The organism is Shewanella psychromarinicola (assembly GCF_003855155.1).
GTDB classification, from domain to species: domain Bacteria; phylum Pseudomonadota; class Gammaproteobacteria; order Enterobacterales; family Shewanellaceae; genus Shewanella; species Shewanella psychromarinicola.
This window is the reverse complement of the sequence record NZ_CP034073.1, coordinates 2,446,469-2,468,508: the sequence shown is the minus strand read 5'-3', so window position 1 is coordinate 2,468,508 and position 22,040 is coordinate 2,446,469. Positions and strand designations below refer to the sequence as shown.

Below are 22,040 nucleotides of genomic sequence, written 5' to 3'. Positions count from 1 at the left end.
CAGGCTAACCCTATAGTTAGTGATTAATTAGCGATGAATTAAATGCATCAAAGTCATAATAGAATTTAAGATGCAAAACTAATGACTTTTTTGGCAGCGGCAAGATTTTTAGCTTTTTGCTGATAAACTAAATCACAAATACCATCAGTAGGCGCAAAACCTGTAGGGGTTTTGAGTAAAATGTCACGAATAGCTTCATGATTAAATTCATGACAAGCCAAATCTAAACGATCTAAAATCACCGAATAATCAGCCCATGTTAAATACAATTCATTTGCAGTCATAATCCGTTCATGTTCAGTACCCGTTACATCATCACCAATAAGCAGTTCTTCGTATAGTTTCTCACCAGGGCGTAAACCACTAAACTCGATTGAAATATCACCTTCTGGGTTTTTATCACTGCGAACTTCATAACCACTTAAGCGGATCATTTTTTCAGCTAAATCAACAATCTTTACTGACTTACCCATATCCAGCACAAATACATCGCCGCCCTTGCCCATGGCTCCAGCTTGAATAACTAATTGTGAAGCTTCAGGTATGGTCATAAAGAAACGAGTAATTTCAGGGTGTGTGACCGTAACCGGCCCCCCATTAGCGATTTGAGTTCTAAACAAAGGCACCACTGAACCCGATGAACCGAGCACATTACCAAAGCGCACCATACAAAAACGCGTTTTATTTTGCTCACGAGATAACGCCTGTAATACTAATTCTGCCATGCGTTTAGTCGTACCCATCACGTTGGTCGGACGCACGGCTTTATCCGTTGAAACCAGCACAAATTTCTCAACCTTTGCTGCAATCGCCGCTCTAGCGGTATAAAGCGTACCAAATACATTGTTACGCACGCCTTCAACCACATTATGTTCAACTAAAGGTACATGTTTATACGCAGCAGCATGATAAACCGTTTGTACCCCAAACGACTGCATAACAGCTTGTACTCGATTTTCCCGCTGAACAGAACCCATAATAGGTAAAATTCTAACATCTAGTCCGAGCTCTTTTGCTGTGGCATTTAATTCACGATCAATGGCATATAAGGCAAATTCAGACAACTCGAAAAGAACTAACTTTCTAGGCGACTGCTTTAAAATCTGTCGACATAATTCAGACCCAATTGAACCACCGGCACCCGTCACCATGACCACTTTATCTTTAATATTGGCAGACAAAAGGTCTTCGCGAGGATTTACTGCGTCACGGCCAAGTAAGTCATCAATTTCCACTTCTTTAATATCACTATAAAGCTTGGTGCCATTAACTAAATCGGCCATTGCGGGAATGGTCAATATTTGGATGGCTAACGGTTCGAGTCGAGTGAGTATCTCTTGGCGCTTTGCACGACTAGCACTTGGCATAGCAAGTAACACTTTAGTTGCCGATTTTTGTTTAATCAATTTACGGATTATAGAAGGCGAATGAACATGAACACCTTGAATAACAGTACCATGCAAGCACACATCGTCATCAACAAAGGCAAATGGATAATATTCGTGACTTTGTACTAATGAGGTCAATAACTGCCTACCACTCACGCCAGCACCATAAATAATCACCGCCTCGCCACTGCGCTTCATTCCAGAACCGACAATAGATCGAACGATCGTTCTTGAACCGCCAATAAACACAAGTGAAAATGCAGCATAAATCAGTGGAACAGTGCGGGGGATATTCGCTTCAGCATAAAAAGACACTAGCACTAGTGAAATAGTTGAAACAGTAATACCGACTAAAATAGCTACCAGGGCTTGTAATCCCATGTAACGAAGCACTGCACGGTACAAACCTAATTTAGCAAAGGCGACTAAACTGATCGGCATAACAACTAAAATAACAGACCAAAAGGTACTGTTACTCAATACACTGATATCATCAAGTCGAACTAAAAGGGCGCCCCAAAAAGCACAAATTAAAAATACCGAATCGATCGTTAAACTGACCAAACGTTTTTGATTGCGGGGTAAAGAAAATATACGTTGCAAAAAATCCATTTTTAGCTCCAAATTAATCAATTTCATAATGTATTACATCTTACAACACGGCTAGACTACGGGAAAAATGAGCTGGGTGAGTTTAGCACAAGATGCTTTTATCTCTGTGCAATAAGGCGTAAAGCTAATGATAGCGTTAAGCCAGTTAAAACTATCATAGCAAATAACGACTCAACAACCTTTTGATAAATGATGAAAGAAGCCGCTGAGACACCTTTTTCACTGTTTCGGTGACATTGAGACACAGTGAAGGCAAACAACCCTAATCAGGTTAATCACTTAGCAACTGTTCACCAATAGATAGACCTATTTTACAGCATCGCCAGAACCACTACCCGTGACCGTCATCAAGATGTATTTAAAATAGTTTTTGATATTCAGCGTATCAATCATCTGCTTGTCTGTTTGAGCTAAAAGCTTTGGCGTTGACATATCAATATTTTGAACTTGTGCTAACCCCGTCACGCCAGGCAATACATCATAAACACCTAATGTATCACGCTCTTTAATTAACTCTTCTTGATTAAAAAGATTAGGACGAGGACCAACTAAACTCATTTCACCTTTAACCACGTTAATCAGTTGTGGTAACTCATCAATTTTAGTTTTACGCAGAAAATCCCCCAATTTTGTAATCGAAGCATTACTGGCTAAGTGACTAGCTACTGATTGTGTTTCAACCGACATAGTACGAAACTTTATCAATTTAAACGGTTTTTTATTTCTGCCTACACGAGTTTGAACAAAAATGGGTGAACCAGTATCAAACATGCCAATAAAGGTAACAACCAGTAAAACAGGCCATAAAAGAAGTAAACCGAAGAATGCAGCAAAAAAATCTAATACACGAATCATTTTGTTTTCTCAGAAAGTGAAGCCATTGCTTGCTTCATTGTGTAAGGGGGAGTCCAGCCTAAAACTTCCTGAGCATTAGATGAATCCACCTGTAAATTACCTAGTAATTGTTCCACCATTGCGGATTTACCCATTAAACGAGCAGATAACCTCATAAGACTAACAGGAAAAGGAAGTTGAATTAAATTTTTATTTAACCCCCCTGCTATCTCATTAGTGAACTCTTTAATAGAAACAGTTTCACCATCAGAAGCTAAAAAAGTATGACCTGCTGCATTTGGATGCTTAGCACAAGTTATTAGTAAGCTGGCCAAATTTTGAACGTAAATAAAGTCTCGCTTATTACTCGCCAAACCAAAAGGTAAGAATGGTAATAGATGAACAAGCTTGGTTAACGAACCAAAGCTGCCAGGAGCTTGTGCACCGTAAACTAATGTAGGTCGTACAATTACGAGCTCTAAAGCAGTTTCACGAGCTAACTCTTTTAAAGCTAGTTCAGCATCCAACTTAGATTTAGCATAGGGATTGTGTGGTTCCGGCAAACTCAAATTTGAAAATGGCTTGTCTAATGTAGACAAACCATTGACACCAATAGAGCTGACAAAGACAAACCTTTTCACATTATGTTTTAATGCATTTCTAGCTAATTTTAAAGTATTTTCAACATTGACACTCTGCAACTCTTCGAAGTCGATGTGCTTTTTATGTGCAATACTAGCTAAGTGGATTATTGCATTGATATCTTTAAAATAATTTACCGTTGAATCAGTATCAAGAATTTTGGACAAAATGATAGTTTTACTATTTTTTGACTCAATAACGGGTTTTCGAACCGCTACAGTGCACCGATAGTCTAGTAGCTCATTTACATGAGAACCAATAAAGCCAGTTGCCCCAGTTAACAAAATATGTTCAGGTTCATGAGAAGTTAGATAACTATTCACTGCAAAAACCTCAGGTTATGTTCAAAACAGAATAAATCCAACTACGTAGCGAATACTTCAAGCGGGACTCGTGACTAAGAGGCGTATATTTCATGTTAATAAAATCATCTGGAATATGAGGGTTAATCCTGTCAATCACCAAAATATTTCTTTCATCAAAAAAATCATAACTTCTAACATCGCAGTTAGTCGTTATAAGTTTCTTTTCTAAGCCCAGCATTTCTAAAGAACGCATCGTCAACCCCTTTTGGGCTGGATGTTGAATATCGATGACTGCGTTAGACTGTAAAAAAATAGTCTTTATTTCAGTTTTTGACATAGGCTTGAAAGAAACCTCGGAATAAGATATAAAATCATACTCTTTAGTAAACAGTTTTTTTAGGATAAATAACAGTTTGCTAGGACAATAATAAAAACTAAATGTTTTAACTCCTCGATCTTCGAACTGCTTCATAATCTGTTTAACTAACTTAACTCTATCACTATGCACTGTGCCAACAAAAGATACTGAGTAAAGCTGTTCGTGAATTAATTCATTATAGCTGGCATTGAAGTCATTGTTAAAAAAAAGAGGTAAAAACTGAATGTCAGTGTTTATCGATTTATCACCAGGATCAAATGAAATAATATGATCAAAAAATGGCAACAATTTTCTTGCATTAGCTTTGTTACCAAATGAGTCCCACATGTATAAAATAGAAATAATGTTCGGGTTAATAGCTTTGAGTTCACTTACAAAACTGGTCCCTATCGTTTCAGGTGATATGACCAATAGGTAGTCATATCTTTTATTAACACTTTGCTTCAGTATACTTTCAAAATAACGACTAATATAACGCCGCATAATAAACTTCAAGTCTAGCCTATTTATTATTTTAGCAATGGAAGACTTAAAAGGCCTTTCGTCAAAATAGTCAACCTCGATACCTAGCGCTACCATTTCTTTAACAATATCAAGCTCGTAACCGAAGAAAGAAGGAACTATCAGTAAAACTTTTTTATTCTTTAACATAAGGTAAGCATCGCATATAACAGTTCGTAATTAATATAAAAATTTCCACAAAAAAGGTTACCATTATAAATAAGTGTTAAAAATATGAATAAACTAAGCTTAATGCTTTATAAACTCACCTTTAGAATTCGTCCGTTCCCATGAATTACTATCGATATTATATCGTTTTACAATTTTAGCCGGGATGCCAACTATCACACAATAATCAGGAAACTTACCACGAACAACCGAGTTAGCACCTACAACACAATGTTTACCAAGAGTTGTACCAGCTTGTATTATTGCTCCGAACCCAATAAAGCAACCTTCGCCAATTGAGGTCGAACTAATTAGATTAGGTTGTTCAAGAACAGACAAATGGATGTTCTTATATTCATGATCGATATTAGTTACAACTACGTTCCCAGTGATTACAGTATCAGAGCCTATATTCAATTCACCACCGGAAGTAGCATGAAAACCTTGTCCTATAGTAACATTATCATTGATATTGATATAAGCATTCTCACCATGTACTTCTATTCTTGAATTAGGGAATATCCTAACCTTCCGACCTATTCGAATATTTTTGATACCGAGTAATATTATAGGTTTCCCTAAATAACCAGGAAACTTTATATTTTTATAATAAATAGATAAAACAAATAACCTAAAAGCCCAAAAAAATTTAGGGTACACCATTATAAATCCCCTTTAGGTTTACTATTCACCCTCCGAATATAAGAGGAAATAAGTAATCTTCTAACATATTTTAAATAACAAAAAACTCTCAAAAAAACATAAAAAAATATACTTATCTTTTTACTATTATACAACTTCAAGAGAGTATACTGAACACCTTTTTCCATCGCCAATAAGTTCGCTGATAAGCCAGACTCACCAAAATTATGTTTATTACCACCGGTTACAACTAACGATTCTGACATATAATAAAAATCATATTCAAAACAAATCCTGATCCATAAATCACCATCTTCAGAGTGAGTCATAGTTTCATCATAACCACCAACTCTATCTAATACTGATTTCTTGACCATTGCTGTGGAAGTTTGCGGAAACATCTTAATCAACAGCTCTTTATAACAAGCCTTATGTAATTTATTAATTTTATTACCGTAAAGACTTAGGATTTCATCATTCCTAGCACAACCGATAAAGTCTATATTGAATGCTGAATTGTTGATAATGAGTATCTGCTCAGCTAATTTATTATCAGCCCAGACATCATCGGAATCGATGAAAGCAACCCAATCATATTTAGCTTTACTTATACCTAAATTGCGAGAACTCGAAACCCCACTATTTTCTTTAAATATATAAGTTATATCCATATGTTTATTTTCATATATAAACTGTGTTATTAACTTTTCACTATCATCTGTCGATCCGTCATTTATGATTATCAACTCTACATTAATATCTGATATATCTTGGTTTTTTACGGATACCAATGTAGCTAAAATTGTTTTCGAAGCATTATACACAGGTAGGATGATAGTGATCATTTAGAATAAACCCTTAAACTTTGATAAAATGTTACTTTGATTCCAAACACTTGCTTTAGAAAATCCATGAAGAGACATTTTTTCTCTCAATGATTTATCACACATTAAAGAATATAGTTTGATTTTAAAGCCTTCAAAATCATTCAAGTCAACGAGTAACCCATCAAGATTATCGTCAATTATATCCCGGGGGCCAGAAGGACAATCAAAACTCACTACAGGCAACCCGAAAGACAAAGCCTCTAAGACAACCATTCCAAAACCTTCACTGCTTGATGTCAGTACAAAAATAGAAGCATCCGAATAAATTGTTTCAATATCTTTCCTAGGAGGCACTAACTTAACAGAGTTAGATAAATCCAGTTCTTCAACGAGAGAAATAATTTCATATTCTAACTCACCAGTACCAACCAGAATCAATTCCCACTCGTCTATGTGATCTTTTTCCTTTATTAACTCGGACCACATTCTGATTAAAGCTAACTGCTGTTTATCAGCCGTAAATCTTCCGACATTAATTACTTTTTTTACGTCATTCTTGCTAATAGAGTAAGGTAATGCAGGCCGAAGATGTGGGATATAAACAGCAGGATACCCGCTGTTCATATAATAATCAAAATCAGTTTTCGTTGGTATCATATAAGAATGAGAAAATTTATACCCAACCTTAAGGGCCCTGTAGATGATATTATAGTTAACTCTTGCTCCATGCTCAGATGCGATAATTTTATTGTTGCATCTACCTGTAAGAAAACACTCCCAAAAAGATACTGGAGTTGTGACATAAATATAGTCAAAATTGCACCTATAAAATAGCGCCCTTAACTTATATGCCGAAACGAACAAGTTCCTCAATAAGCCTAAACCTCTCGAAAATCTTGACCTCATATTCAAGTCTAGTGCGCAATTTAAACTTAATACTTCAATCCTTTTATCTAAGTAATAAAAAGATTCACCATTGTCTTTAACAAGCAAAGTTATTTCATAATCGTTACATAACTCATTAGCTAAAGTAGAGACTACTCGCTCAATACCTCCAGCGGGCTTCATACTACTAATATACAAAATTATTTTTTTCATTTTTATTACTATTTATAAGAGGGAATGAACAGGTTCAAAGTATACCTTCAATATATTTGTACTCAAAAGCTGGTAGATTTGCGTATACCATAATCTTCAGGTAGACAAGTAAGAAAATAACAATTGCCAATAATGATACATTAGCGTGACGATTTAACTTCGACAATATGAGCACGACTAAAACTGATTCAAAAATAAGGAAATAACTAGTAAGCCTTACGGTTACATCTTGAAGAACTGGATAGCCAACAGTATACGCAAGGAAACCAAAAACATAAATATTAAATACAAACAAAGCAGTTTTGTCACTTTTCAACTTGCTGAAAAATATAATGGACAAAATAATAGGGTAAACTCTACGAACGATACCTATGAGATATGAAGTAAATGAGAACTCATTATAAGACTCTGACAAATACATTGCAGCCCCCTTAATTTGATTAAGGAAAACCATACTTTCTAATTTAAAATTAACGATATAGGAAAGTAATAAAACACCTAAAAACAGAAACGAAAGATGCTTGGAATCATATTTAACATTCAATTTAGATATTGGGTAAGCTAGAATAAATACAAATGCACTCTTATGAAAAAGAATTGCCAATGAAAGTAAAATAAAAAACCTAATAACATATCCATTAATGACATAGTATGCAGCTAATAAGCAAATAGAGAGGGCGACACCCTGCCTAAGACCACTAATATTAAAGTACATATACATATCACAGAATATAATTGAAAAAGCAATTACAACAAAACCTGTTGGCACAAATTTTGATATAGAAACATAATAAAATGACAATGAAAAAAAACCAATTAGAAATAAAAAAGAATTAAAACTAAGCCCTAGATAACTTACAGAGCTAGAAAACAAGTAATAACCTAACTCTACATGACTCTTATATTCTAATGGAGAGTTAAACATAATTAAATAATTAGAAGTATCTTGACCTACATCGCCCCTTAAGCTAGTAAAAAGCAGAACAAATATAAATGAGAAAAAAATAGGGACATATCTTGAAACCAGTAGGTTGAAGCGTTCTAGGATCCAAAACAGAATTAACAAAATGAAAATAATATGGTATGTAATCATTATTACTACCTAAAAAAATAATAAAACAGTTCGAATAAGTGCACAAAATAGATATCAAAATAAGAAATTTATATGCCAAAAATTGGTGACATGCTGTAACAGTACTCTAAAAATGGCTGAAGAACAAAAAGAGTATTTTACAATTTTAGCTTTGAATTAACTACAACTTCATTTTCAACAATAGACAGAAGCCCAGAAAAACCAATACATCTTTAAAGAACTCTCCTACAAGGCTAAATCATCGTATCAAACGGATATTAATAGCAGATAAAAAATTATACAACTAAAATGAAAATATTATATTTAGAAAAAATCACCCGCCCTAAACTAAGTGAATCGTTAGAAAAGCTAGAGATTTAGACTTATTTACTTCTAACTTAGCATTAACTGTACTCCAATCTATAATTTCGTCAGAGATATTATCACCAATAATACGACTTTCAAGACCAAACATCTTCAAGAGAGAGAAAAATCTATCAGCACCGCGCTTTCGGTTAATATAACAATGGAATGGCTTATTAAAAATAATACAAAATACACAGCCGTGAAAAGAATCTGTAATGACATGCTTTGCGTTATAGATTGAGCCAATCCATTTTTCCATAGATATAACGTCAGCCGAAGCATTACCATCATTTATTTGTCTCATGGACAATTTCTTATTCTTAGCAAATTTTTGAATGGCATTAGTTTTAACTTCATCAGAATCTAAAACGTAAGCAAATAATTCGTTATTATTTGAAAGTTCTGTTTTATCTGCAGCGATTATATCTAAGTAGTAAGATGACGATATCATCATTGTAGGATCTAAAACATGTATTGAGTCTACGGAAAAAGTTTCTTTACAAACGTTAACACCACTCTCTTCTCTTACTGATACACCAGAGAATCTATTTAGGTTTTTTTTATGGAACTCTATCTGTTGACTATCACCTTGATATCGATCTGCTCCAAAAGAGGCCGCATAAGATAGTTTAATAACATCATCTTTAACAAAACCAAGTGAATAATCATTATCAAAGTGTGTATAGCCCATTTTTGCAAAAACTTGATCACTACCAACTACACATGCATCAAAGTTATTATTTCGAAAATAATCTTTAAGATCTTGGCTATTATAAATTGGGTCAGTTTTTGGACTTATATACACATCGACGAACTTAGCTAGTTCTTTATTTTTCAAAGTAAGTGTAACATTTTTGAAACGACTCATGAAAAATAAAAAATATTTCTTAATTATAAATTTACTTATCGACTTTAATTTACTTTCTGATTGAAAATTAACTAGTACAGGTTCATGACCTAAATCCTCTAACAACCTCATCATAGCAAACGCTTGAATAATTCCACCATAATTATTAATTAAAGGAAAAGTGATTACTGCAACTTTCATTTTAAGACCTTAAATATTAGAAATTGATATTTTAAAAATTCGATCATAACCCAAAATAGAAAACTTTTTTATTAAAGAGCTAAATAAAAACATTTTTAGGTTTCTCTTTTAAAGACCTTATCCAACAAGCCTTTGAATCCTTTGTTTTTTATAGCCATTACGTAATAAACTAGTTTATATTTAAAATTCAAACCATTCATTTTATTAGAAAAATAATTCAAATCTTTACGCTTAACAGCCTCTTGATAAATACTATGTGACTGTTCTGCTATATCCATCCTTAAGTTTTGTACTTTACCTCGTAGATAAGTTATTTCATTAGATTGCGAAACACGATTTTGAGGAAACCAGATATTTTTCTTTTTCTGACTAAGTGACCGATAAGCTAATTCATCATGAGTATGTCTATAATGCGCAGATTGAGAGGAAAAGATCTTATCAACGCCGACTGGCTTCATGCTTAATTTATTAGTCTCTATTGAATTAAGTAAAATCCTACTTATAGCTTGGTCCCTTACAATAACGATATTATTTCCACCACTATCTGAGGTGTATTCAGGAAGCCAAGCATCACCGATAACGATATCTGCGGTCTCATTAAAAACATCATCAGTAAAATCTGAAGCTAATGGTTTAAAATAACCTAAACCCCAATTTTGTCCATCTAACTCAGATTTGGCTTTAATTACAGTAGATAGTTTACCATTTATATAACCAGTCATACTTATTGCATAAGAGTCGGCGGGTCTGTCAGCGAGCTTATGCCTGAAGTCTATTGCCTTCAAGTTCCCAGGCTCTATACCAACTTGCCACCCCATATACTCGGAAAACTTTGAGCTTTTCTGATGACCACATATTAACCCTACAGTAAAAGCTATACTTTCGTTAATGATGGGGTCATATAAACAAACAAGTCTAATAGCTTTGATAAAACTGGGAATACCAACGATTGCATAACGCCCTTTGTTTTCTTTTATTATGTTAAGGACTTCTGATAACTCAACTGGATAATACTTTGTTTTTGCTCCTTCTAAAACTTCTTCGACCGTTCTAGAAATTTCGTACTTGTATAATATTTTAGAGTTTTTATCACTATTATTCTTAACATGGATGACGCCATCAATTTCCCCTTCATCCAGTAATGCCTTAAATATCCATGTGCCCATCCCACCTGAACTAGCATTTTTACGGTAATCGCCTTCAACTACATGCCCAACATACAGGGAATCATAGTATCCAACTCGTTTATCATAACAAATGTCCTCTACTTTAGAATATAATTCTTCAGCTATAAAACTTTCATTATTTGTCGCATTTAAATAAGGTGAGACTTTTTCAACTAAAGGGTTTAATATAAAATCTTCAGGAGCATTAATCAACTCTTCGTATAATCCAAAATCGTTGAGTCTAATTTTTATTTTGGGTTCAACAAATGCAGTAACTCCGCTAACTTCGCTGTAAATCCGTTTTTTATTAAACTCTCTTACATTCATTACTTTCTCTCACATTCTATGTAACAACTTAAAAATTAAATTATTGAATTAAAAATACATAAACCACAATTAAAAGGCATACAGTGTAGCATTTAGCATACTCAATATAAACAATCAAAAAAACGTCTTGTTGGTAATACTTTTAATAATCCCTTTTTCATACTCATTCATCACGCACAGGTATAAAGTAACAAAGACAATAAAAATAAATATTGGAATGTTAAAAACCAACTTAAAAATTGAATCTATTTCAATTAATTGGATATACATAAAAAACAAGAAAAATACACTGAGCATAACTAAAATAACTATCGAAATTTGTTTCCAGAAACTGAGTATGTTAAGGCCAATATATTTATAGTAGACATTCATTATAACGCCATTTAATAAAAAGAATGTTATAGAGATAGAAATTGCTACCCCCCAATAACCATATTCATTAGTTAACAACAACGACATTAAAATTGTAAAAAAAGACATAATAAGTGAAGACATGGCTCTAAATACAAACTTATTTTTTGCCTTTAATATACTTAACCCCAAATTTTGCATAAGCGGTATAGATAATGGGACCATTATAATTAGAGTTAAATAGTAAGCATCTTCGTATTCTTTTCCAGCCCAGAAAACCACAAAAACTTTCCCAAAAAGTGCAAAGCCGAATAACACTAACAAAACTATATATGACTGGAGACGTCCAATTTTAATCATTTCCAGAGACAAATCATTATCTGTTGCTCCGTCAGAAATCATTTTTGAAACCTTTGGTAACAACACATTACTAACCGCTGTAGATAACATAATAAATGTTGTATTAAACAAGAGTGCTATTGAATAAACAGCAACTTCACTAGTACCTCTATAAGCGCCAACAACCAATTGACCAAAATTCCAATTAACTTGGTCAACAATAGTAGCGATAAAAACAAATATAGAATAACTAAATGCTAGTTTAAATACTTTAACGTCAAACTGTCCAAAACCAACACTTATACTGACATGTTTTCTAAAGTAAACATATTGAACAAACAGAAATAGCAAATTAACTATTGTAACTGAAGCAATCATAGCTATCGTTCGGTATTCAAAAAATATAGCAACTATAGTTAGAAGAGGAATACTTAAAGCTCTTATAATACTTAACCCATTTATAAATATGAATTTCTCATAAGCAGTAAGTATTGTTCTAAACATATTTCCAGGTATTGAAATCGCTATGTTGAAAGCAAGTATTAATATTAAAATTTTAAAAATACCAACCTCACTTTCACTCATTGACTTAGCAAAAATAGTGTCAGAAAGATAATAAAAAACTACCATTCCTATAACAGATAAAAAACTTATGAATAAATAGGATGTGAAAACTGTACTATATAAAACTTCTTGACTTTTTCGTTCGTTATTTATTATATACTTTGAAGTTAAAACTACTATTGCATTACCAAACCCAAAATCTAACAAGGCCAGATAAGTCAAGATACTCATAGCTAACGCATACAAACCGTATTCAGACTGTCCTAAATATTTTAGTATAAAAGGTGTATAAATTAGCATAACAAATGTATTAAGAAAGATATTTACGTACGTGAGAACAACACCGAATTTTCGCTCACTCCTAGCCATTTCATTCCTTAACTATTCTTATTATCAAAGTATAGCTTAAAGTCACACACCATTTTATTTAAATTATCAACAACACTTACTGGTTCATAATTGATAAAACTTTTAATTTTAGATATGTCTATAGGGTGAAAATAATCCACATCATTTTTAACCAACCAATTAATCTTGCAATTAGTTTGTAACTCAAGAATATTTGCAATTTCCTTTGCTGATGTATTTTCACCGGAAGCTATATTCACAATTCCTGTGATACTTTTATCTAATAACTTCAAAATGGCACTAACCAAATCACCTACATAAACATAATCTTTACTGTATGCTGGGGTTACATACATATCGACATTATTGTTAAGTAATGCATTTCTAACAATTGATGGTAAGAAAAGTGGACTATCTACAGCTAAACCATAAACATTACTTGGTCTAATAATTAAAAAATTTCTTTTGCTTTTCAAACAAAGTTCTTCAGCAGCTATTTTTGTCAGATTAAATAATCTACGATTATCATTTATTGATATATTTAAGTCTACCGCCTCATTAGTTTCATATTGATTTAAATATAATCTAGTGGAGGAAAGGTAAACTAGCTTTTCGAAATAAGAATTGTTAATTATTTCACTAAGAAGATTCAAGTTGGCTTGGACTACATTTACAGGATCATTCTCGCAGTCACCAGATCCTGCGGCGTAAATGACAGTACCCAGTGTTTCCTTGTATATCCTTTTATCTCCTCTTTCTGGCACTTGTACTGCATGCCCATCTTGTTCTAATTGACTCACAATTGCAGAGCCTATAAATCCCCTACCACCAAAAACTGTAAATAATGCCATTTAGCAATTCCAGCCATTAATTAATTTAGTTCTAATTGAAGACAGTGTAGGTTGAAGCATATCTTTCTCGGATAGTATTGGCTCAATAGTAGGCCAATCAATAGCTAAAACAGGATCGCTCCATAACAACCCGCTCTCGTCCGTAGGATCATAATAATCTGTACACTTATATTGGAAATCTGCGGTATCACTGAGAACACAAAAGCCATGTGCAAAACCTGGAGGGACATAGAATTGGAGTTTATTTTGTCCCGTTAAAATTATCGCTTCATGTTGTCCAAATGTTTCAGACCCTGGACGTAAATCTACTGCAACATCAAAGACTTCACCGTCAGTTACCGTGACCAACTTCCCTTGAGGTTTCATTTTTTGAAAATGCAAACCTCTCAGGACACCTTGGCTTGAGCGCGAGCGGTTATCTTGGACGAAGTCAGCATCTATTCCCGCAGCTTTGTAACGTTCAGCTTGAAATGTTTCATAGAAGAAACCTCTATCGTCACCAAATACTTTGGGTTCAATAATTAACAAATCTTTAATTTTTGTTTTAATAATATTCATATTGGTTTCTTTTTGAATTTATTTTGTGATGTTCAATAAATATTGACCATAACCAGTTTTAGCTAAGGTTTGCGCAATATCGCGTACTTGCTGTTTTGTTAACCAACCCTGTAATAAGGCTATTTCTTCTAAACAAGCAATTTTGAAACCTTGTCTTTTTTCAACCGTCTGAACAAATTGTGATGCTTCTAACAATGAGTCATGAGTACCGGTGTCTAGCCATGCAAAACCACGACCTAATTGCTCAACGTTTAGGTTACCTTGCTCTAAATACGCTTGATTAACACAGGTGATTTCAAGCTCACCGCGTATAGATGGTTTAACATTTTTAGCAATATTGACAACAGAATTATTGTAAAAATATAGCCCTGTAACAGCCCAGTTTGATTTAGGTGTTATCGGTTTTTCCTCTATTGATAATGCTTTAAATTTTTCATCAAACTCTACTACGCCAAAACGTTCTGGATCCATGACTTGGTAGCCAAATACCGTTGCTCCAGATAGGTTTTGAACTGCATGCTTTAATTGTTTACCAAATGCTTGACCAAAGAAAATATTGTCGCCCAATGCCAAGCATACATCGTCTGAACCAATGAATGATTCACCTATAATAAATGCTTGAGCAAGGCCATCTGGTGATGGTTGAACTTCATAAGTTAGGTTAATGCCAAACTGGCTGCCATCACCTAATAAACGGATGAATCCATCTTGTTCTTCTGGCGTAGTAATGATGAGAATTTCGTTAATGCCGGCCAGCATTAATACCGATAATGGGTAGTAAATCATTGGTTTGTCATAAATAGGCAGTAATTGCTTTGATACGCCTTTTGTTATTGGATGTAATCTTGTACCTGAGCCACCGGCTAAAATGATGCCTTTCATATATAAAAAGTTCCTAGGTGAAGAGGTCCTGCGTTCTAGGTTCTAGAAAATAAAACTTGGACTCTAAAAATTGTAAGAGCAGGCTAAATACCTAAACGTTCGCGTTGGTAGCTACCATCTTGCACATGTTGACACCATGTCTGGTTAGTCAGATACCATTCAATGGTTTTACGTAAACCCGTTTCAAATGTTTCTTCTGGTTGCCAGTTAAGCTCATTGCTCATTTTACTGGCATCAATCGCATAACGACGGTCGTGACCGGGGCGGTCTGTGACATATGTGATTTGCTCAGCGTATAACGCATCTTTAGGCACTAGGGTGTCTAGAATACTGCAAATAGTTTTGACCACTTCAATATTTTGTTTCTCGTTGTGACCACCAATATTGTAAGTCTCACCGACTTTACCGGAGGTCACTACTTTATAAAGTGCACGAGCATGGTCTTCTACATAGAGCCAATCACGTATTTGATCACCTTTGCCGTAGATTGGAAGTGACTTGCCTTCTAACGCATTTAGAATTACTAAAGGAATTAACTTCTCAGGAAAGTGATACGGACCGTAGTTGTTAGAGCAGTTCGTTACAATGGTGGGTAAACCGTACGTACGTAACCAAGCTCTAACTAAGTGGTCGCTTGAAGCTTTAGATGCTGAATAAGGACTGCTTGGCGCATAAGAAGTTTCTTCGGTAAATAATGGCAGCGCTTCATTACAACTTTGACCATCTTGTTCATCTGGGTGAGGTAAATCGCCATATACTTCGTCTGTTGAGATATGATGGAAACGAAATGCTTTTTTAGCATCATCAGCTAAAGTATTCCAATACTCTCTTGTCGCTTCAAGGAGTGTGTAGGTACCAACAATATTTGTTTGAATAAAGTCTGATGGCCCGGTAATTGAACGGTCAACATGAGATTCGGCTGCAAGATGCATAACGGCATCAGGTTTATGAGTACTAAAAACCCGATCTAATTCAGCACGATCACAAATATCGACTTGTTCGAAAACATAACGGTCATTTGACTCGATACTTTTCAAAGATTCAAGGTTACCGGCATAGGTCAATTTATCAACATTAATGACGCTGTCTTTGGTAATATTGATGATATGACGCACTACTGCAGAGCCAATAAAGCCTGCTCCGCCTGTAACTAGAATTTTCATTTTTATGTTTCCGAATGTACTTTAAATAGCCTAAATATTGATTTTATTAGGCGAAGTGAATTGAATATTTACAATTTTAGATCTCAGCCTTTCGAACCAAGCTGAGACGCTTTTAATCCATTTTGAGACAGGTCAATCTTCGCTAACCTGCATAAAGCCTAGGTTTTACGGTTTTCTTGAAAACCGTCCCAATAGGCGGCAAAAAGAGTTGAGCCTAGATTGCTAGAGCGCTTCGCTGCTAGAAACTATAAAAGCAAAGAGTGTTAATCTTTTCTGACAAAATACCGAATTAACACTAACATTACAGCCAACATTCCGCCTAGCATGGTGCCTAGAACACAGATTAATGCGCGCTTCGGTTTGGCTTTTTCTTCTGGAACAAACGCAGGATCGATGGTTTTAAACACATACTCATCACGCACTTCTGCAAACATGATTGTTTTTGTTTGTTCTTCTATTAATTTGTACAAAATTGTGCGTATATCCGCGACATTCGTTTGTTGTATCTGTGTTTGTAAAAAAGCTTTACTTCGATTGGCTTCAGCAACATCACGTTGCTTCATTTCGTTATTGATGTCCGCAACTAACCAATTAACCCATTGCTGTGCAACTTGAGGGGATAGATGCTCTACTGACACAGTAACCATGCCAGTATCTTTTGCCGCATTAACGGCAATAATTTTACTGAACTCTTTGTAAGCTTCTTGCATTGATGGCTCAGGTTTAAAAGGCAGCTGAACTTCACGTAACCATTTATTGTCGGCAGCGTTGTATACATCTTCATCATAACTGATGCTGTTATCTGCTATGTTCCATTTTTTAGCCGCCATTAAGTCAGGCAAAATATTGTGATTTTGAATAAAGTCACTGGTAAATTGACGTGATTTCATCACCTCAATTGCCATTTGGGTTTTATCAACACCACCACCGCCACCTAAGTTGATGCCAGCCATACTGGCTAGACCACCAAACTGTCCGGCCAGCGCACCTAAACCACCGCCACCTTGCTCTGAGTCAGCAGGCGCTAATAGCGCTTCTGACTTATAAATATTCGGCTGATTAATGGCAAAAATAACTGAGCCAATAGCAAACACTGCAGTGATGGCAATAATTAACCACTTACCTTGCCAAATTACAGAAAAAAGCTCACGAAGATCGATTTCGTCGTCTTGAGCGCTTCCCATTGGTTGAGTGGCATAAGGTTGAAATTGTGCATCAGGATTTAATTGTTTGTTTTTGTTATTCATCATTTCTTGTCTGTTGGGAAGCAGTGCGCTTCGCTTCTAGGTGCCATAAAAGCAAAAGCCTAGATTCTAGGACGCTTCGCGGCTAGGGCGCTACGCTGCTATACAAGCAAAGCAAAAGCCTAGATTCTAGGACGCTTCGCGGCTAGAGCGCTACGCTGCTATAAGGTCAAAAGATGTCAGCAGATATCTGCTAAGTTTTGAGTTTTTACTGGTTAGCTCGCTTCGCTTCTAGATGTCATAAAAGCAAAAGCCTAGATTCTAGGGCGCTACGCGGCTAGATCGCTTCGCTGCTATACAAGCAAAGCAAAAGCCTAGATTCTAGGACGCTTCGCGGCTAGAGCGCTACGCTGCTATACAAGCAAAGCAAAAGCCTAGATTCTAGGACGCTACGCGGCTAGATCGCTTCGCTGCTATACAAGCGGAAAGCACAAGCTTGCGTATTAGTCACTTTGTTTGGTAATCGGCGTTATCTTCTTTAATCTGTGCTTGTTTTTGTTTTATAAGAGCACCTAAAATTTTGGCTAACTCTTTAGCTTCTTTTACCATCGACATAGCCATTTGTTTATCAAGGTATTCGATTTCCGCTCCGATATATAACTGAGTTACAAGCTCACCTAGAGACCCTTTTGCGTAATACAAAAACCTTATCTTTTCTTTTAGGGTTTCACGTTCCTCTCCCTCCGCGATGTTTGAGGGAACAGATAATCCTGAACGTGTAATTTGATCTTTAAAACCCCAGTTACTGACTGATTCCGTCAACTGATAAATTTGACAAGACAATCTAGAAGCTCTTTTCCACACATCCAGTTGTTCGAAACGCATATCAGTTCCTTCTGAAGTTGAAAATCTAGGTTCTAGAGTCTAGGACGCTATAAAATAAACAGCCTAGAGCGCTGCGCTGCTAGGACGCTTCACGGCTAGAGCGGCCTACGGCCTGCTATAAAATCTTAGCAGCGAAGCTGTCCCTAGAAGCGAAGCGATCCTAGCAGTGACGAAGTCACGTCCTAGCAGCGAAGCGACTCTAGCAGTGACGAAGTCACGCCTTAGCAGCGTAGCTGTCCTAGAAGCAAAGCGCACTATCCGCGTAGCGGCCTAGCAGCGAAGCGATCCTAGCAGGACGTAGTCCGTCCTATCTAGCCCTTCGGGCTAGATCCCTGAGATAGCAGCAAAGGCTACAGCAGAGTTATAAATAATCTGGGTGACTTGCGACCAAAGGGTTAATTTATCTTTGTACTCAGTGTCTAGCGGAATAATCACAGTATCACCGGCGGAGATTTGTGATTCATTGCTAAACCAACTATTGTGAGTCGGCATCATCACCGAACCATTGGCCTTGATGACGTAGACTCTATCTTCATCGCCACGTTCTCTTGAGCCACCAGACATCAATAAGTAATCGTCTAAGGTTAAGCCGTCTTTAAATCGATGCGTTGTAGGGTGTTGAACTTCGCCCATAACGGCGACGGTTTGCTTAATGGTTGGCACGTACAATACGTCGCTGTCTTCAAGTTGAACATCCGCTTCTTTAATACCTAATTTAAGTGCATTTAAGTCTATAACTAATCGACCGACTGCTTGGATGTTTTCTAAGTCAGTTAACATCAACTGTGCTTCGGAATAATTAATGCTTGAACCATCGTTTGAAATGCCACGAGTGGCCAGATCTCGGCGTAGTTGATTGGCTAACTTTTTAATTTCAAGCTGTTCTTGCATCCGTACGGATTCACGGACAAATACCGCGGCATAAGGATAAGCGTATTCGGTAAAACCACCGGCTCTAGCGATAACATCCGATAATCGCTCACCGCGCCTGATGTTATAGGTACCCGGGAACTTAACTTCACCTTTGACTTCGATAACTTTTCTTTCTTGCCATTCTGGCGTGGTAAGAATAGTCACCATATCGCGACCTTCAAGTTCTATATTTTCTTGTTGATTACCATTAATGGCAGCATGAAGGTTAATTTGCTTGTGAATGATATCGGATATTGCTGCCGTGGCTTGGGTACGTGTCAGTTCTGCTCGCTCAGTATAAGCACCTTCTAACAGACCACCAGCCGCTTTAATTAAGTCGGTAACTTTTGCAGAGTTTGTTAACGGGTATACCCCTGGGTGTCGAATTTTACCGCTGATGGCGACAATTTGCATGCCTTGTTGTGCATCACCCTGCTGGGTAAGTTTGGTCACTATGGGGTACAATAATTCTTTGCGTGACATAACATGACTGAGTTTAATTAAGTCTCTGTCCTCAAATAAATTTGACAGCATCTGAGACACTTCACTGCCAACCAGCGTTTGCTCTGCAGATGTGTCTACATTTAATACCACGCCCGCTATTTGATTGGTATATTTGCTTGTTACCGTACTGTCTAAGGTTTCAAATCCTGCTTTAAAAAGGTCTGCATCCAGTAATGAGTCACCTCTAAGGGATTCCACTTTATTAACCCGTTTTTTAACCAGTGCATTTAATTCAAAGCGATTTTGAGTATCATCATTAACATTAAATATCATCACCTTGTCGCGAGGCTGTAAGCGCAGGTTTTGCACAGAATTGGGTGACGTAATGGCTTCGCCAGGGGCAAATTGCAGCGTTTCGATGTCGCCATGTTTGTTTATTTCACGCACAATCAAACCGTAATCTAAATCGGCAGATAATAATAAATCGCCCCAAATAGACGGCAGTAGATCGCTTATTCGCTGTTGCTTCCACTGGTATTTACCCGGACGAACGACGGCACCCACAATGGTGATAGCATCTTCATATTGATTAGAGGCATTTTTAACCCGAATATAATCACCCGCTTTAGCTAAGGTGTTGTTGCCTTGTGCAGACGTTAAATCGACATTGATAATGGTTTTTAAGCCATTGGCATTATAACGCTCAATACTGCTATTTTTAGGATACGCACCTTGCTTGATGCCCGCTGCCATGTTGATAACATCACTAATGGTTTCGTGCTTTTTCAGCTCGTAAATTGCCGGACGTTGTACTTCACCCGCCACGCTGACTAAGCCACCAATTGATGGAATGAATACTACGTCACCTGAACGAAGGTTAATGTCGCCAGAGGCATCACCACGGAGCAGTAAATCGTATAAATCAAATGCGCCTACTAACTTACCGTTGCGCTTAACTTGCACATTACGCAGGCTACCGATTTCATTAACACCACCGGCGACAAATAGCGCTTGGGTAATGGTTGATAAACTCGATACTGTGTACGAACCTGGCTTGTAGGCATCGCCGGCGATAAAAATGCGAATTGAGCGTAATTCACCCATAGTGATATTCGATTCGATGCCGATCATTTGCTGCTGTATGCGTTTTGACAGTTCTTGACGTAAATCGGCAAAACTTAATCCGGCAACCGATACTGGGCCTAAATCGGGAATTTGCACTGTGCCATCACGATTAATGGTTAAACTGTATTCGTTACTTTCTTTACCGTATAACTGAACCTTAATGACATCGCCAGGACCGACCATATATTCACTTGGAACAGGTACATCGGTTACGGGTGCAAAAGTGGTTGGTTCACCTTCGAACATTTCATAACCGAAACGTTTTAAAGCGTCTTTATCGCTGTCTTCATTAAAATCAAACTCGCTTGTTTTAGTTGTTGCTGATTGTCCATTTGTTTGATTTTGACGTGGTTCAACAACATTAGGATTTGTCACAGCAGCTGAATTGTTAGCACTGCCTGAGAGTATTGAAGGGTCTATACCATACTGTTTTGCCACTCGCTCCTGCTCTGCTTTGGGCAATTGTTTAAACTGCTCAATCATTTGCGGCGTTGGGGTGACGGCTTGCGCTTGGGTGGTTAAAATAATAAAGGCTGTCATGCCTGCTATCAATGCGTTTTTGGTTTTATGTAACACCAGGTATCTCCAATATTATTATTGTAATTAAGGTTCTAGGCCGCTACGCGGATAGTGCGCTTCGCTTCTAGAGCGGACTTCGTCCTGCTAAGTTCTAGGACGGACTTCGTCCTGCTAGTATCTAGGAACTCGCAGGCTCGCCAGAGAGCGGACTACGTCCTGCTAAGAACAGCTTCGCTGCTAAGATTTTATAGCCTCTAGCCGCGTAGCGTCCTAGCAGCGAAGCGCTCTAGGCTGTCATCGATTTAAAGGCACGCTACCGCCCATAGATTACGGCTTCCAAAGTGCCCTTCGCTATGCGAAATATTCATTTTTATTGGCTAAACACCATAGCAGTCAATAATTGAGCGCAAGATTATACTCAAAAATCGACTTGGATGCTTGAGTAAAAGTCGCTAACCGTGGTAATTTTTTCTAAAATAGTACCCACATCGCCTGAACGGTTAAAATTCAACCTCTCTAGCTTAAAATCGTTCAGTTAAT

General features: G+C 36.5%; 18 protein-coding genes. All 18 read right to left on the bottom strand.

Annotation, left to right across the window (positions count from 1 at the left end; genetic code table 11):
* Nucleotides 1-65 precede the first annotated feature (65 nt).
* Nucleotides 66-2,000 carry a polysaccharide biosynthesis protein gene (locus EGC80_RS10815; protein WP_124012163.1) on the bottom strand — a complete coding sequence of 645 codons (1,935 nt, stop codon included), beginning with the start codon at nt 1,998-2,000 and terminating at the stop codon, nt 66-68.
* A 306-nt stretch (nt 2,001-2,306) separates the two neighbouring features.
* The gene (locus tag EGC80_RS10810) at nt 2,307-2,855 is read right to left on the bottom strand and encodes a sugar transferase (protein ID WP_124012164.1); all 549 of its coding nucleotides are present in this window, start codon (nt 2,853-2,855) and stop codon (nt 2,307-2,309) included.
* Nucleotides 2,852-3,799, bottom strand: coding sequence for an NAD-dependent epimerase/dehydratase family protein (locus tag EGC80_RS10805; protein ID WP_124012165.1), 948 nt, complete (start codon nt 3,797-3,799; stop codon nt 2,852-2,854). The genes EGC80_RS10810 and EGC80_RS10805 overlap by 4 nt, the downstream gene beginning before the upstream one ends.
* Nucleotides 3,800-3,809: 10 nt before the next feature.
* Entirely contained in the window at nt 3,810-4,811 is a 1,002-nt protein-coding gene (locus tag EGC80_RS10800; protein ID WP_124012166.1) for a CgeB family protein, read from the bottom strand.
* A gap of 99 nt (nt 4,812-4,910) precedes the next feature.
* A complete protein-coding gene (locus EGC80_RS22900) occupies nt 4,911-5,492 on the bottom strand; it encodes an acyltransferase (protein ID WP_124012167.1) in 582 nt (193 codons plus the stop codon).
* Complete coding sequence (locus tag EGC80_RS10790) at nt 5,492-6,316, bottom strand: glycosyltransferase family 2 protein (protein ID WP_124012168.1); 825 nt, start codon at nt 6,314-6,316, stop codon at nt 5,492-5,494. Before EGC80_RS10790 ends, EGC80_RS22900 begins: the two co-directional genes overlap by 1 nt.
* The gene (locus EGC80_RS10785) at nt 6,317-7,396 is read right to left on the bottom strand and encodes a glycosyltransferase family 4 protein (protein WP_124012169.1); all 1,080 of its coding nucleotides are present in this window, start codon (nt 7,394-7,396) and stop codon (nt 6,317-6,319) included.
* A gap of 34 nt (nt 7,397-7,430) precedes the next feature.
* Nucleotides 7,431-8,489, bottom strand: coding sequence for an EpsG family protein (locus EGC80_RS10780; protein WP_124012170.1), 1,059 nt, complete (start codon nt 8,487-8,489; stop codon nt 7,431-7,433).
* A gap of 322 nt (nt 8,490-8,811) precedes the next feature.
* Nucleotides 8,812-9,882, bottom strand: a complete 1,071-nt coding sequence (locus tag EGC80_RS10775) for a polysaccharide pyruvyl transferase family protein (RefSeq protein ID WP_124012171.1) — start codon at nt 9,880-9,882, stop codon at nt 8,812-8,814.
* A gap of 95 nt (nt 9,883-9,977) precedes the next feature.
* Nucleotides 9,978-11,375: a Coenzyme F420 hydrogenase/dehydrogenase, beta subunit C-terminal domain gene (locus tag EGC80_RS10770; protein ID WP_124012172.1), complete on the bottom strand. Its 1,398-nt coding sequence runs from the start codon at nt 11,373-11,375 to the stop codon at nt 9,978-9,980.
* Nucleotides 11,376-11,489: 114 nt separating this feature from the next.
* A complete protein-coding gene (locus EGC80_RS10765) occupies nt 11,490-12,998 on the bottom strand; it encodes an oligosaccharide flippase family protein (protein WP_124012173.1) in 1,509 nt (502 codons plus the stop codon).
* Nucleotides 12,999-13,006: 8 nt separating this feature from the next.
* Nucleotides 13,007-13,828, bottom strand: coding sequence for an NAD-dependent epimerase/dehydratase family protein (locus EGC80_RS10760; protein ID WP_124012174.1), 822 nt, complete (start codon nt 13,826-13,828; stop codon nt 13,007-13,009).
* Nucleotides 13,829-14,386, bottom strand: a complete 558-nt coding sequence (gene rfbC / locus EGC80_RS10755) for a dTDP-4-dehydrorhamnose 3,5-epimerase (RefSeq protein WP_124012175.1) — start codon at nt 14,384-14,386, stop codon at nt 13,829-13,831. It lies immediately after the preceding gene.
* Nucleotides 14,387-14,404: 18 nt separating this feature from the next.
* Entirely contained in the window at nt 14,405-15,268 is an 864-nt protein-coding gene (gene rfbA / locus EGC80_RS10750; protein ID WP_124012176.1) for a glucose-1-phosphate thymidylyltransferase RfbA, read from the bottom strand.
* A gap of 83 nt (nt 15,269-15,351) precedes the next feature.
* Nucleotides 15,352-16,431, bottom strand: coding sequence for a dTDP-glucose 4,6-dehydratase (gene rfbB, locus EGC80_RS10745; protein ID WP_124012177.1), 1,080 nt, complete (start codon nt 16,429-16,431; stop codon nt 15,352-15,354).
* Between the two features lie 263 nt (nt 16,432-16,694).
* Nucleotides 16,695-17,681: a Wzz/FepE/Etk N-terminal domain-containing protein gene (locus tag EGC80_RS10740; RefSeq protein ID WP_124012178.1), complete on the bottom strand. Its 987-nt coding sequence runs from the start codon at nt 17,679-17,681 to the stop codon at nt 16,695-16,697.
* A gap of 441 nt (nt 17,682-18,122) precedes the next feature.
* On the bottom strand, nt 18,123-18,500 hold the full coding sequence (locus tag EGC80_RS10735; RefSeq protein ID WP_101034611.1) for a four helix bundle protein: 378 nt from the start codon (nt 18,498-18,500) through the stop codon (nt 18,123-18,125).
* 324 nt (nt 18,501-18,824) lie between these two features.
* Nucleotides 18,825-21,557, bottom strand: a complete 2,733-nt coding sequence (locus tag EGC80_RS10730; RefSeq protein ID WP_124012179.1) for an SLBB domain-containing protein — start codon at nt 21,555-21,557, stop codon at nt 18,825-18,827.
* Between the last annotated feature and the right edge of the window lie 483 nt (nt 21,558-22,040).

Coding starts and splice junctions, on each gene's coding strand:
- EGC80_RS10790 (WP_124012168.1), bottom strand. CDS start 6,316: ATGATCACTATCATCCTACCTGTGTATAATGCTTCGAAAACAATTTTA.
- rfbA (WP_124012176.1), bottom strand. CDS start 15,268: ATGAAAGGCATCATTTTAGCCGGTGGCTCAGGTACAAGATTACATCCA.
- EGC80_RS22900 (WP_124012167.1), bottom strand. CDS start 5,492: ATGGTGTACCCTAAATTTTTTTGGGCTTTTAGGTTATTTGTTTTATCT.
- EGC80_RS10815 (WP_124012163.1), bottom strand. CDS start 2,000: ATGGATTTTTTGCAACGTATATTTTCTTTACCCCGCAATCAAAAACGT.
- EGC80_RS10800 (WP_124012166.1), bottom strand. CDS start 4,811: ATGTTAAAGAATAAAAAAGTTTTACTGATAGTTCCTTCTTTCTTCGGT.
- EGC80_RS10780 (WP_124012170.1), bottom strand. CDS start 8,489: ATGATTACATACCATATTATTTTCATTTTGTTAATTCTGTTTTGGATC.
- EGC80_RS10760 (WP_124012174.1), bottom strand. CDS start 13,828: ATGGCATTATTTACAGTTTTTGGTGGTAGGGGATTTATAGGCTCTGCA.
- EGC80_RS10810 (WP_124012164.1), bottom strand. CDS start 2,855: ATGATTCGTGTATTAGATTTTTTTGCTGCATTCTTCGGTTTACTTCTT.
- EGC80_RS10765 (WP_124012173.1), bottom strand. CDS start 12,998: ATGGCTAGGAGTGAGCGAAAATTCGGTGTTGTTCTCACGTACGTAAAT.
- EGC80_RS10775 (WP_124012171.1), bottom strand. CDS start 9,882: ATGAAAGTTGCAGTAATCACTTTTCCTTTAATTAATAATTATGGTGGA.
- EGC80_RS10785 (WP_124012169.1), bottom strand. CDS start 7,396: ATGAAAAAAATAATTTTGTATATTAGTAGTATGAAGCCCGCTGGAGGT.
- EGC80_RS10770 (WP_124012172.1), bottom strand. CDS start 11,375: ATGAATGTAAGAGAGTTTAATAAAAAACGGATTTACAGCGAAGTTAGC.
- EGC80_RS10740 (WP_124012178.1), bottom strand. CDS start 17,681: ATGATGAATAACAAAAACAAACAATTAAATCCTGATGCACAATTTCAA.
- rfbC (WP_124012175.1), bottom strand. CDS start 14,386: ATGAATATTATTAAAACAAAAATTAAAGATTTGTTAATTATTGAACCC.
- EGC80_RS10735 (WP_101034611.1), bottom strand. CDS start 18,500: ATGCGTTTCGAACAACTGGATGTGTGGAAAAGAGCTTCTAGATTGTCT.
- rfbB (WP_124012177.1), bottom strand. CDS start 16,431: ATGAAAATTCTAGTTACAGGCGGAGCAGGCTTTATTGGCTCTGCAGTA.